Here is a 13,443-nt window from a genome sequence, read left to right as displayed (position 1 = left end):
CGAGAATTTAGGAGCGGCCGGCTGCAATGATCTGATCAAAGACACCGCCATCCCCAAAGAAATGTTCGCGAGCATAACCCCAGCCCCCCAGATCATCGATGGTGAAGAGGGTCTCAATTTTGGGGAATTTATCGGCATATTCGGCAATTACCGTCGGTTCAACGGGCCGAAATCCAACTGCAGCAAATTCCCGCTGAGCTTCTGGGGTATAGAGAAATTCAGCAAAGGCTTCCACGACCTCCCGATTGCCATGCTTATCCACATTGGCATCCACTACGGCTAGGGGATTATCAATGGAAATATTGACACTAGGAACGGTGTAGGGCAAATTTTCTCCCTTCAAGTTGGCAAGGATGGCTTCATTTTCATAGTTGACTAGGGCATCCCCTTGACCCTGGGTAAAAAAGGTATCCGTTGCTTCCCGCGCATCTTTACTGAGAATGGGGGCATTACGAAAGGCTTGGGTGACAAATTCCTTCGCCTGTTCCTCTGTACCCCCGGTCTGGGTGACAGATCCCCATAGGGCTAAGAAGTTCCACTGAGCAACGCCGGAGGTTTTAGGGTCTGCCGTAATAAAGGATACCCCGTCACGGGCTAAATCGGGCCAGTTGGTGAGATTTTTGGGGTTGCCATCCCGGGTAATAATTGTTGCTACAGATTTGGTCACAATACCCTTATCCGGTAGCTTTTCCGTCCAATCCCCGCTGACTAAACCGCCTTCAGCCAAGCGATCTACATCAACCCCTACGGCTAGGTGGACAATATCTGCTTCTAAACCATCCAAAATCGCGCGAGTCTGGGAACCAGATCCCCCATAACTTTGATTAAAGCGAACATTTTGGTTATGTTCTGCCTTCCACTTTTCCTGAAACTTGGGAATAATTGCGTCATGGGCAGCTTTTGTGACGGCAAAGGAGGCCAGGGTGATTTCTACATCTGGCTGGCTGGCCGAATCGCCACTGTCCCCTTGGGGCCCGCAGGCCGCAATAATGCCGCTTAAACCAATTCCCACCAAAAAGAGGGCTAACCACCGCCGAATTGACTTGGAACCATACAACATAGGGTCTCGATCCTTTAATCTACGATTTATACATCGGGATACCGATAGATTTATATACTACTCAAATTGGCTTCGTTTGCAAACCCCTGGATGCCCCTGCAACAATTAGGATGGGGATAGTTTTTGTCTCTCCGTAGAACCCATGCTCATTACTCCAGGCTATGCTGCGCTTTTTGCCCTATTTTTGATTGGTTTAAGTGGTCGGGTCATTATTCTGCGAGGGAAGTCGAGTGTTGCCCTTGGCGATGGTGGCCAAATCGGCCTCAAGCGGGCGATTCGGGTTCATGCAAATTTTGTTGAGTATGTCCCCTTTACGCTCTTTATCATTTACTTACTCGAAGTCCAAACTGGGTCTTCCCTTTGGATCCATGGTCTTTGTGGAGGGTTGTTCTTGGGACGATGCCTCCATGCCTTTGGACTCAGCCAAACCAAGGAAAATTTAATTTATCGGGTGACGGGTATGGTTGTGACGTTTGCGGTGTTGGCTGGGGCGGCGATCGCCATTTTGGTTAGTTACCGTAGCTAAGGCGATCTGATTCATAGGGCTTCGGTTCAACGTGGGTCAAAATGCGGGCGGGGGCATAGCGTTCCTGGAGGGCCGCTTCGACGGCTTCGGTAATCGCATGGGCCGCCGTCACATCTTGGGCATCCACAATTAGGTGCATTTCAATGAAGACCTGCCGCCCGACTACGCCACGGGAGCTAATATCATGGCAATTCAGTACGCCGGGAACGGTCATCACAATACGATGAATGGCTTCGGGGGCGATCGCCACCTGATCCACTAACCAGGGAATATTGGTTTTCAGAACCCGCCAAGCACTCCAAAAAACCAGCAATGCGACAGGGAAGGCTAAGACCAGATCTAACCACTGCCATTCCAGCCACCAAATGCCAATGAGACCGCCAAGGACGGCAAAGGTCACCCAGACGTCGCTGAGGGTATGCTGGGCATCGGCTAAAAGGACAGGACTCCCCAGTTTTTGGCCCATGTGACGCTCATAGAGGGTGACAAAGATATTGATTCCCAAAACAAGCAAGAGGAGCCAGAGTTCCGTTGAGCTAATGGTCAGGTCATCACTGCCGTGCCAAATCCGCTCAATCGCACTTTGGAGAATTTCAAAACAGGCCATGCCCAAAAAAGCGGCAATTCCTAGGGCGCCTAGGGCCTCAAATTTTTGATGACCGTAGGGATGATCCCGATCGGGATGGGGGTTCGCCCATTGATTGGCGACTAATCCCAGGACATTACTAGCGGCATCGGTAAAACTGTGGAGGGCATCGGCTTGCAAACTAAGGGAACCAGTCCAAATGCCGACAACGGTTTTTAAGCCGGTGACAAATAGATTTAACCCTAAGGTTAGGAGGAGGACAAAGCGAATTTGAGATCGATGATCCTGCACTTGCATCGGGTTCGCCATAGCTTCCCCTACTCCTTAGGATGGGTGTGCCAGAGAGTTTTCCAGATGCTCTAAAACAATATCGGTAAGAACTTGCACCCGATAGCGGCAGGCATAGGTTTCAGTGCAGGCAAAGGTTCCCTTTTCCCAGTATTTATTACTACCGGCTCCGCCGCCACAGAGGCCAAAGTATTGGCAGTCCCGGGCACATTGGTTCACCCCTGCCAGCATATCTCCATAGATGGCTTGGAATTTTTCTGTCTGGCAGACGGAGGCCAAACTATCCCGTTGGACATTGCCCAAGGTGAAATCACCGTAGCGATCGCTGGAAACCGCCAATAGTTCTGGATCAAAGGTGGAAAAGTTGCCCTGATGATCAATGCTGACAATCACAAAGGGATGATTCATATCGGTCTGGGTCAGGCGATCGCCGTGGTAGATGAGACGACAGAGAATCTCAAACTCCCGTACCTGAATGACCCCAGGGGAAGCCAGGGTTAATTGCCAAAACCGCTCCATAAAGGCGCGATAGCGTTCCTCAATATCGGCGTGATCCAGAGACGATTGGCTATGTACCCCCTCCGTTTCCTCCATATTGAAGCCAACATCCCTAATACCATGCTCGACAAAAAAGTTAAAGATTTCATCGGCGTAGTCTAGGGAGTCTTGGCTGATCACCGCAATCACATTAAAGGGAATCTGATTTTTTTGCAGTTGGGCAATGCCCGCCATGGTGCCTTGATGGCTTCCTTTGCCTGTGGGTGTTTGGCGGTGGAGATCGTGAATAAAGGCAGGGCCATCTATACTCACCCCCACATGGAAGTTATGGCGTTGAAACAGATCGCACCAGGCCTGATTAATGAGGATGCCATTGGTTTGGACGGAATGGTGAACCGCGTAGGGTTGCTCTTTATATTCAACTTCGGCTTGATGGATCTGGGCGATGGCCTGCTCGTAGAAGTCCACCCCCACGGCTAGGGGTTCGCCAGCGTGCCAGCACACCGTAATATCCTTGCGAAAAAAGGGACTGGTAAAGATCTGCCGGAAAATTGGCTCAATCAAGTCCAGGGACATCTGGTTTTTGAGGTGGCGATCGGGTAGATAGCAATAGTCGCAATTCAGGTTGCAGTAGGAGGTGGGCTGCAATACGACTAGGTTAATGGGGCCAAAGGTCTCCAGACCCTCTGGTGAACAGTTCCAAGACTGAGTTGCCCAATGATTTGTGGTTTCTGTCCTAGGGGCGATCGCCATGTTTAGTATTTAATTGTTCATAAATCGTTCAACAGTATCTCAATGCTTAGTAGGTATTAAAAAAGCCACCGCCATCGGCCCAACCATTTCGCCAGGGATTATTCACATTCACAAATGTACCCGCGCCAGCATTGCCCCAGCCGCCCCCTCGGGCCGTATCTGCCCAGCCGCGATTCCCGGCCCCATCTGCCCAACCGCGTCCCCGGGCTCCATCGGCCCAACCGCGATTCCCGGCCCCATTGGCAAAGCCCCGTTTGGCCCCTTCATTCAGATCCATTAGGCCTGCTAGGAGGGCGGCAACCTCTGGAGAAACATTTTCTTGGGCCTGTTCTGTACGCTCTTTCAGGAGGCTGCTTAGGCGATCGAGACGGGATTCAATGGAGGGCTTATCGGATAACTCCCGGCTAGGTTCGCTGGCGATCGCCGCCCCACTTTGCAAGGCCGATAGGGTGAGTAGAAACCCCACTAGGCTGGTGTAGGTATTAATTTTCATAGGTATATTTTCCTGACATTACTGGGGTAGTCGAATGGACTCATGGCTATTGATCACGGTGGTAAAGTAGTCCCGCAGACGATCTTCCGGTATCTGAATCAGGCCATTAGGGCCGAACCAGGGATCAATCATTGCGGTATATTTTTCATCTCCCACTAAATACCCTTGCATTAAATGGGCGATCGCCAAGTTCGTTGTGTTCAAGAAACGGGAATTATTTTCTCGGGTCATGCAGGCAATCCCATAGTTGGTGTAGGGAAGCTCTGGAACCTGCACGTACTCGTCGGAGTTTAACCGCAGAACTGCCCCCGCCAAAATTAGAGAATCTCCGGCGACCCCATCCACCTGGCCAGATACAAGGGCTGCCAACGCCCCCTGGGGTTCATTAAAGGTCACTAAAGTTGCCCGGGGCTGGATCGTTTTGATCACCGTTTCCCCCAGGGAATTGGGAATCACGCCAATGCGTTTACCCACTAGGGATTCTGGGGAACCGTTCAGTTGGCTTGTTTTCTTTGTCAGCAGTTGAATTCCAGAATAGTAGTAGGGAATGGAAAAATCCACAAACTGATCCCGATCCCAGGTAAATTGGCTACCACAGGTGACATCGATCGCCCCTGCTTGAACCAAGGGCACCATATCTCCCAGATTGTTAATGGGGGCATATTCAACCCGCACTGGACGACCAACCTGGACTTCAAGTTTACGGCGGATTAACTCCACTAAATTAACCGATAGTCCCGTTAGCTCTTGGCGATCGTTGACGTAGGAGAAGGGAATAATCCCTAGGGGCGAACCGACGGTTAACACACCCGTGCGGGCAACTTTTTCCATAACCGTTTCTGCCAAACTAGAGGCAGCTAGGCTTAGGACGACACCACAGGCGATCGCGGCGGCAAAGGGAATTCTCAACCATCGATGCATAACAACTCGCTTTTGTTTCGTTTTCGTTCAGAATTAGGTTTTTGTTTAGAAGTGATCTTTAGATCATTGTTAAAAGAAAGATTTATTCTTTTTATACCACGCTTTATGTCATGCTTTTTCCTTGAAAAATCAGAAAACTATTGGTTTAGCGTGAATCCAGGCTCTCCCCAAAGCGATAACCATGGCCATAGACAGTGTGAATCAGGGGGACATCCTCAAGTTGCTCAATCTTTCGCCGCAGCAGCCGAATTTGGGCCGCAAGAACATTTCGGTTGGGGGGCGGTTGATCGGGCCAAAGATGGGCTTGGATGTCTTCGTGGGGGAGGAGTTGCTGGGGATGTTCCATTAAATAGGCTAACAAAGCGGTTTCTTTGTCCGATAGGGGAATGGGGCGATCGCCCCGATAGGCGATGCGATTATCCATATCTAGCTCCAGATCCGCGACCTTGATCAGGGATAAGGATGACTGTCCTGGTAAATGACGACGCAACAGGGCCCGTATGCGCGCTAACAGTTCCCGTAGTTCAAAGGGCTTCACTAAATAGTCATCGCCCCCCGCATCTAAGCCGGCTACCCGATCGTCTAGGGTATCTCGGGCCGTTAAAAACAGGACGGGCGTTTGATCCCCTTGGCGACGTAACTGGCGACAAATCTCTAGACCAGAGGGCCCCGGCAACATCCAATCCAAAATGACCAGATCATAACCTTGGCCAGTGCTGATCAGGGTTTGCCAATGCTCTAGGGCGGTGGTGCCAGTATGGGCTAAATCCACTTGATAGCCTTCCTGTTCCAGAAGTCGGCCCAAGGGTTCGGCCAGTTCAACTTCATCTTCGGCAAACAGAATCTTGGCCATGATCAGGACTCAGAACCCGATGAACTACGCTGCGGCTCCATCCTGATTCAGATCAAAGCCAAAGATGTCCCTAAAGACTTTGCCCACCTTATAGCCAGAATCAATGGACTCTAGGGGATCCTTGCGGAGGCGATGGCGCAGGCACAAAACAATGACCCGACCAATATCGCTGACTTCTACTTCTGTGCGTCCTTCCAAGGCGGTCAGGGCTTTAGCGGCCCGATTGGTGACAATATCTCCCCGCAGTCCGTCTACATCTAGCTCGGCACAGACCTGGGAAATTTGCACCCGTAGATCGTAATCAATGGAAACGCTGGGGAGGAGGGTTTGGGCCGCCACTAATTTTTTTTGCAGAACTTCCTGTTCCTCTAAGTGTTTTTGGAGAAACCCCTCTGGATTTTGATCAAACTGCGATCGCTGCTCCACAATGTCAACCCGCAATGTTGGATCCTTTACGGTGCGAATTTCTGCGTGCATACCAAAGCGATCCAAGAGTTGGGGGCGCAATTCCCCTTCCTCTGGGTTGCCAGACCCCACTAAAACAAATCGAGCCGGATGACGAATGGAAATGCCTTCCCGTTCGACGGTATTCCAGCCCGATGCCGCTGAATCAAGCAGCACATCTACCAGATGATCATCCAGAAGGTTCACCTCATCCACGTAGAGGATGCCCCGATTTGCCTTGGCCAATAATCCCGGTTCAAAGGCCTTGACCCCTTCTGCCAGGGCTTTTTCAATATCAATGGTGCCGCAGACCCGATCTTCGGTGGCCCCTAGGGGGAGATCCACCATGGGCACTTTTTTGGTTCCCTTGGGGATGTCCTCTCCCCGGGCAACGGCTTCTTTGATGGCATCACTCATCAGATCAGAATCCGTGGGGTGGCTATTGAAGGGATCATCCACGACCACATCAATTTCTGGTAGGAGATCCGCTAGGGCGCGAATGGTGGTGGACTTGCCCGTGCCGCGATCGCCCATGATCATCACCCCGCCAATTTTGGGATCAATGACATTCAGGAGTAGGGATAATTTCATCTCTTCCTGCCCGACGATCGCTGTAAATGGAAATACAGGGCGACGGGGGACAATCGTTACAGTCACGGTCAAGGATACTCAAAGCAGCGTTCTTCATTGTGCCACACTATGCCCATCTCCATGATCAACCAGGATAAAGGCATACTAATTTTGCGGGGGCAAGGTGGATCATTGGCAGACCCTATGCCAGTATGGTCCTCAGCGACAATTGCCCAAATCCATTGCTAAAAGGGTCTTGACCTGCTGGGCATTCAAGGACTTAGAAAAGAGATAGCCCTGGCCAAACTTATAGCCCAGGTCTTGGAGTTGTTGGCGTTGCTCTTCCGTCTCAATACCCTCGGCGATCGCATCGAGTTCTAGTTGATTGCTCAGGGTGACGATGGTTTCGACAATTTGGTGATTACGGCGGCCGGTGTTCATCTGATTGACAAAGGAGCGATCCACTTTCAGATTATCCACAGGTAAACGATGAAGATAACTAAGGGAGGAGTAGCCCGTACCAAAATCATCAATGCTCAGGTAAATTCCCCGCTCTTTAATGGCTTCCAACAGGGCGATCGTGGATTCAATGTCATCAATGAGCATACTTTCGGTAATTTCTAGGGTTAAACAATGACTTGGCAATTGGGTTTCTGCCAGGGTCAGGTCGATGTGGTAGAGGATATCCCCCCGCCGCAGATCTTGGGCCGAGAGATTCACACTAACTTTTAAGTGACGGTGGTCAGGAAAGTCTTGTTGCCAGGTACGCAACTGTTGGCAGGCGGTTCGCAAACCCCAGATATCCATGGGTGTGATCAGGCCCGTTTCTTCGGCGATCGCCATAAATTCATCGGGATATTTGAGACCTTGGCTGGGATGTTGCCAACGAATCAGGGCTTCAAAACCCACTAATTGGCACGTGTCTAGGGTGACAATGGGTTGATAATGGAGGACTAATTCCTGGCGATCGAGGGCTTGGCGCAGATCATTTTCTAGGTGGAGGCGGCGCAGGGCTTGGCGGTGCATTTCCGCATCGAAAATTTCATAGCGAGACTTGCCGGTATTTTTGGCCCGGTACATGGCAATGTCCGCATCCCGTAAGAGGTTAGTTGCCAAGGTATAGCGATCGCTACCAAAAACAATACCAATACTGGCGGTGGTATACACCTCTCGTCCGCCAATATGAATTGGAATATGTAACTCAGCCAAAATACGCTCTGCTACACGCACCGCCTCTTCAATGCCCTTAATTTCTTCTAAAAGAATGACAAATTCATCCCCCCCCAAGCGCACGACCAAATCCGCCGCCCGCAATAATCCATCCAGTTTTTGAGCCACCCGAATCAGGAGTTGATCCCCCGCTAGATGGCCGAGACTATCGTTAATGACTTTGAACCGATCCAAATCCAGAAAAAGGACGGCAAAATAGTGATCTTTGAACCGTTTAGCGCGATTAAGGGCCAGTTCCAGCCGCTCCATTAATAGATTGCGATTGGGCAGCCCCGTTAGGGCATCGTGGAGGGCATCATGCTTGAGTTGATCTTGAACTTCTACCCGTTGGGTCACATTGCGGGATGTGGTTTGCAGTTGGCTAATTACTCCTGTGGCCCGATCGAAAATAGGCTTGATCAGAGTTTCAAACCAGAGATAATTCCCCGTTTTTTGCTGAACCCGGTAGGTAATGGGCATAAATTTGCCCGTGTTTAGGGCCGCTTCCAGAGTTGCTTGAATGCGATCGCGATCCTCAGGATGCAAGAAACTATAGGGATCTCGACCCATCATTTCTTCACAGCGGTAGCCCAGTAGGGTTTCACAGGAGGGACTGACGTAAATATAAGTGCCATCGGGGTGATGCAGGGCAATTAGATCATTGATGTTTTCGGCTAAAAAGCGATACCGTTCCTCACTTTCCCGCAGGGCTGCTTCGGCTTCCTTGCGATCGCTAATGTCAATGTGGGAACCGACCACTTTGATGGGCTGTCCCTGGTCATCACAAATGAGTTGGGCATTGCTATAGATCCAGCGGTAGCTACCATCCCGATGACGTAATCTAAAGTCGATACTGTAGCCTGCATCTTTGCGTAAAAGAGCTTGGTAAGCAGCAATGGCGCGATCGCGATCGTCGGGGTGCAGACGGTTATTCCAATCGCTGGGGGCCGCTTCGGCATCGGCTTCTCCATACCCCAACTGGGCCTTATAGGAGGGGGAAACATAGGAGGTTTGGTTGCGGAGATCCGTAATATAAAACCCGACATTGGAGGACTGAATCACTAGGTCGAGTTGGGCCTGCTGTTCCGTAACTTTGGCTTCCACCTCCTTGCGATCGCTAATATCTAGAATTAAGCCATCCCAGACCACATCCCCATTGGCCTGCTGTTGGGGATTAGACGAGCCCCGTAGCCATTTGAGCGTACCTGAACAGTGATACATTCGCCATTCCCAGACCCACGGAGTCAGATTTTTAGCAGACTGGGCAATGGATTGTCGCATCGGTTCAGTATCATCGGGGTAGGTCAAGGCCCAGAGAATATTCAGATCGTTTCTAATTGCCTCGGGTTCCAGCCCCCACAGGTCTCGGCATCCTTCACTGATATACACCATGGCATCCCTACCATCGGGATGGAGGACATACTGATAAATCACCCCTGGGGCATTGGCTACTAAGTTTTGAAACTGAAGTTCTGCCTGCTTCCGGGCAGTAATATCAATAATCAGGGAATCCCAAACCACATCGCCATTGGCCTGTTGCTCGGGCCGGCCAGTTCCTTCCAGCCATTTCAATTGACCAGAGGGCGTAATAATCCGCCAAGACCAAAACCAGGCGGTCAAGGTTCGGGCTGATTCCATGACGGATGCGTACATCCCAGGCAGATCATCGGGATGGGTCAATTGCCAAATCACCGAAGAGTCTTGTTCAGCTACATCGGCCTCCACTTCCCAGAGTTCCACACAGCCCCGACTCATATAGATCACGCGATTGGATCCGTCAGCGTGCTGGATATAGCGAAAGAGGGCCCCCGGTAAATTTTCCGCCATATTTTGAAGGCGATTTTGACTTTCCCGCAGGGCTTGCTCCACCTGTCGCCGCTGGGCTAGTTCGAGTTGGGCTTGTTGATAGAGTTGGGCCTGATGAATGGCTAATTCCAATTGCTCTGCCACCGCGCGGGCTAAACTGATGGCGGTTTCTGTCCAGAAATAGGCGTGTTGATCCGTATGCAGCGTAAAACTTCCCCACAGTGAGCCATTCACCACCAGGGGAACTAATAACCAGGCTCCCGGTAAATCCTGGGCGATCGCCTGGTTAATGGCATCTTCAATGGCACGGGTATCTTCGACTTGGACAATTTGTAAGTTCTTTAGCTGGGCGGCAAAGGGTTTTCCCTGGTCGGGTATCCTCAGACCTAGGGTGGAAGCATGATCAGTATCCTGATAAAATTCGGCAACATGTTCCCAATAGCTCTGATGGACAAAATATTGGACAACAAAACAGTCCACCGAGGTTAAGAGTTGGGCAGTTTCCCGAGTGGCCGTGGTAAAAATAGTCTCTAGATCCAGGGTTTGGCGAATGGCTTGGATCACCCGATTCAGGGCCTGCTCCCGCTCCACTTTCCTTTGTAGCGCGGTAATATCTCGACCCACGGACTGGATTTCCAGTAATTGCCCCTGCTCATTAAAAACCCCCATACTAATCCAGTGGGTCCAGCCAATTTCCTGGTTGGGGCGATAGTCTTGGTTAATACTTTCAAAGGTGGGATGGTCTGGAGACAGCTTTACCAGACGTTCTTGCACCAGTTCCATCTGATCGACGGGGACAAAATCAAACCATTTCAGGCCAATCACCTCCTCTAAGGGACGGCCTAGGGCTAGACAAAAGGCCTCATTGGCAAAGGTAATTGTCGTATCTGCTTGCGATCGCAGGATCATGTCAGTCTGGGCTTGGATGACCTCGCGATAAAAAATATCCTGGGCCCGTACCTGTTGATCTACCTGTTGCTGTTCGATTTCCCTGCGCTTGCGATCGCTAATATCCTGAAAAGCAACGACTCCATAGATCACCTGCCCCTGAACATTAAAAATGGGGGAGGCCCAGGTTTCCAGACAGATGACTTTTCCCTGCTGGTGAATTTCCATGTCATCGGCCCAAACTGTCTCTCCCCTGAGGGCTTGAATGACGGGTAACTCCTCAGTGGGGTAAAGCTGGCCAGTCCCACCACGATAGGCCTGAAATCTGAAGGACAGTTCTGCCGTCTCAACCACGGAAATATGCTCAACCCCCAGGAGCGATCGCCCCACCTGATTGAGATAGATGAGCTTCCCACTGGGATCATGGACAGAAATACCGATGGGAGTGGCATCTAGAAATTGCAGGAGTTGCTTGACACTCTCCGGCGTACATTCCCAATCATCCAAGGAAATTTGATCAATTGATAGCGGGGGATAGGCAGGAGTCATGGCCGCTGCACGGGCAACTTCAAGATTACTTTTCTAAAGTGTACCGCCTCTTTTAGATTTACCTAAGTTTCTTTGTATATTAAATGTAAAATATACTATCTCACAATTTCACAATTATGTATTTAGTGCATTACTCACTCTTTTGCGACTCTTTCCATGATCTCTGAACAGGTGACTCTCCTCAATGCAACCCTGGCCCTTGAGCAACATCCCCAATCTCTACGTCTCCGAAAACTGTTGTTTCGACTATGTTGGCAAGAATGGGAAAATAATCCAGAGCGATTGCTGAGTGTATCTGCAGCCGATTTGATTATGACAGTATTGACTGTTTTGCCTACCCTAGAGATGCTCAATGCCCAGCTTACGGAGATTGTCAATACCTTAAATAAAGCCGATACTTACCGTCCCCTGGCCGAGACCCTCATTAATGAACTTGGGCCCCTATACCACCAGGCAGTTCGTTCCTCTCAGCCAGCGGTGGAACTCGTGCCAGTGCCCAACCATCTTTGGTTTAAGCTACGCCTAGATATTATTCGCTATTGCAATTCCCTCCAGCTTAAAATTCTCATTTTTTCAGTTCTTTATCATCCTTTTAGCTATAAACCCACTGATTGGCAGGAATTACGGGGCTGTGTCCTCACGGATTTACTGGAGCAGTTATTCCATCACTATGATGACTATCCACCCCTCAAATTCCAGGTGATCCGTGTGGCCAAGATATTAGAACCCACGGAAGATTATTTGGTGGTGGGCGATCGCCTGCTACGGGCCATGGCACCCATCTATGAACGCTATGTCCATCCTAGCCAGCCACCGGAGGAAGAACCCTACACGGAGATCTCAGACAATGGGGTTTCTGCAACTTCAAATTTTCACGATCAACATGATCAAGACGATGCAACCTCCATAGTTTACCCACCCCCTTAGCCCAGGATACCAAGAAGACTCAACCATGATTGTTGCCCACCCACCCTTGCAGGATCCCTATGGACGCTGAAGAACTCCTAGCCCGGTATGCCGCCGGTGAAACTGATTTTAGCCGGGCAAACCTGACGGGTATTCAACTGGCTGGTGCAGACTTAATTGGGATTGATTTGGGTGAGGCCAATCTCCATGGGGCTAATTTAGCCTTTGCCTTTCTGGGGCGATCAAATCTGAAGCGGGCCAACCTGGCCCGGGCCGATCTGCGGGGGGCAAATCTAAGTCAAGCCCGTCTAGGGGAGGCCAATCTACGGGATGTCAATCTCCATGGAGCCAGCCTAGAAAAAGCGGTTCTCTTTGGCGCAGATATTACCCTGGCGGATCTGACGGATTGTAATCTTCTGGATGCGGATCTACGGCAAACCAATCTGAGTAGTACTCGCCTCGTGGGCGCCTGTTTGCGGGGAGCCAATTTCCGGGAAGAAGCCTTTCAGGATAAATCCGTCCTCCGGGACACTAATTTATCAAAATGTGATTTCCAGGGGGCCAATTTAGCAGCGGCGGATCTCACCAATGTCAATTTGAGTGGGGCCAATTTGCGGGAAGCCAATCTCCGGGAAGCTGATCTGCGCTGGGCAAATCTGGAAGGGGCATTTTTACAGGGCGCTCGGTTAACGGAGGCTAATCTAGCCCATGCCTGTCTAGCCAATGCGGATTTTAGTAAGGTGCAAATGGAACGGGCCCACTTTGAAGATGCGGATCTATATCAAGCCAACTTTTCCCAAGCTCGTTTAGCCCAATCCTACCTAGAGCAGGTGAATGCTGAACTGGCCAATTTCCAAGGGGCGATCTTAAATGGAGCGGATCTGCGCCGGGGCAATTTTCAACGGGTAAATTTCCAAGATGTCCGTTTAGTTGATGCCTATTTAGCCCGTGCCAATCTCAGCGGAGCGGATCTGCGTCAAGCTAATCTTACCCGTGCTGAAATTAGTAGTGCAATTCTCCTGGATGCCCAACTGGATGGGGCCACGATGCCCGATGGCAGTACCTACTACTGATTAAAATGATTAATCACTCC

11 protein-coding genes are annotated in these 13,443 nt (G+C 50.5%); 3 read left to right on the top strand and 8 right to left on the bottom strand.

The features are described from left to right. Positions 1 to 7 precede the first annotated feature (7 nt). Positions 8 to 1,060 (bottom strand): sulfate ABC transporter substrate-binding protein, encoded by a 1,053-nt coding sequence (locus L3556_RS15665; protein ID WP_277868270.1) that lies wholly within the window; start codon positions 1,058 to 1,060, stop codon positions 8 to 10. 142 nt (positions 1,061 to 1,202) lie between these two features. On the opposite strand from L3556_RS15665, the gene L3556_RS15660 reads away from it, so the two are divergent. Beyond that, positions 1,203 to 1,586: an MAPEG family protein gene (locus tag L3556_RS15660; RefSeq protein ID WP_277868269.1), complete on the top strand. Its 384-nt coding sequence runs from the start codon at positions 1,203 to 1,205 to the stop codon at positions 1,584 to 1,586. Here L3556_RS15660 and cdf31 read toward each other — a convergent pair. From cdf31 to L3556_RS15625, 7 genes are all read right to left on the bottom strand, one after another. After that, positions 1,570 to 2,481: a CDF family zinc efflux transporter Cdf31 gene (cdf31, locus tag L3556_RS15655; RefSeq protein ID WP_277868268.1), complete on the bottom strand. Its 912-nt coding sequence runs from the start codon at positions 2,479 to 2,481 to the stop codon at positions 1,570 to 1,572. The genes L3556_RS15660 and cdf31 overlap by 17 nt on opposite strands. 15 nt (positions 2,482 to 2,496) lie before the next feature. Next, positions 2,497 to 3,711, bottom strand: coding sequence for a cyclophane-forming radical SAM/SPASM peptide maturase GrrM/OscB (gene grrM / locus L3556_RS15650; RefSeq protein WP_277868267.1), 1,215 nt, complete (start codon positions 3,709 to 3,711; stop codon positions 2,497 to 2,499). A 46-nt stretch (positions 3,712 to 3,757) separates the two neighbouring features. Then, positions 3,758 to 4,204, bottom strand: a complete 447-nt coding sequence (gene grrA / locus L3556_RS15645) for a GrrA/OscA1 family cyclophane-containing rSAM-modified RiPP (protein WP_277868266.1) — start codon at positions 4,202 to 4,204, stop codon at positions 3,758 to 3,760. Between the two features lie 18 nt (positions 4,205 to 4,222). After that, on the bottom strand, positions 4,223 to 5,125 hold the full coding sequence (gene grrP / locus L3556_RS15640; protein WP_277868265.1) for an extracellular substrate binding-like orphan protein GrrP: 903 nt from the start codon (positions 5,123 to 5,125) through the stop codon (positions 4,223 to 4,225). Positions 5,126 to 5,270: 145 nt separating this feature from the next. Further along, on the bottom strand, positions 5,271 to 5,978 hold the full coding sequence (locus L3556_RS15635) for a response regulator transcription factor (RefSeq protein ID WP_277868264.1): 708 nt from the start codon (positions 5,976 to 5,978) through the stop codon (positions 5,271 to 5,273). Between the two features lie 24 nt (positions 5,979 to 6,002). Beyond that, positions 6,003 to 7,013 (bottom strand): magnesium chelatase ATPase subunit I, encoded by a 1,011-nt coding sequence (bchI, locus tag L3556_RS15630; protein WP_338405768.1) that lies wholly within the window; start codon positions 7,011 to 7,013, stop codon positions 6,003 to 6,005. Positions 7,014 to 7,211: 198 nt separating this feature from the next. Continuing rightward, positions 7,212 to 11,444, bottom strand: coding sequence for a PAS domain S-box protein (locus tag L3556_RS15625; protein WP_277868262.1), 4,233 nt, complete (start codon positions 11,442 to 11,444; stop codon positions 7,212 to 7,214). Positions 11,445 to 11,600: 156 nt separating this feature from the next. On the opposite strand from L3556_RS15625, the gene L3556_RS15620 reads away from it, so the two are divergent. Continuing rightward, positions 11,601 to 12,371 (top strand): hypothetical protein, encoded by a 771-nt coding sequence (locus tag L3556_RS15620; RefSeq protein WP_277868261.1) that lies wholly within the window; start codon positions 11,601 to 11,603, stop codon positions 12,369 to 12,371. A gap of 59 nt (positions 12,372 to 12,430) precedes the next feature. Further along, positions 12,431 to 13,423, top strand: coding sequence for a pentapeptide repeat-containing protein (locus L3556_RS15615; protein WP_277868260.1), 993 nt, complete (start codon positions 12,431 to 12,433; stop codon positions 13,421 to 13,423). The last annotated feature ends 20 nt before the right edge of the window (positions 13,424 to 13,443 follow it).

Source organism: Candidatus Synechococcus calcipolaris G9 (assembly GCF_029582805.1).
Taxonomy (GTDB): domain Bacteria; phylum Cyanobacteriota; class Cyanobacteriia; order Thermosynechococcales; family Thermosynechococcaceae; genus Synechococcus_F; species Synechococcus_F calcipolaris.
This window is presented reverse-complemented; position numbering and strand designations above follow the sequence as displayed.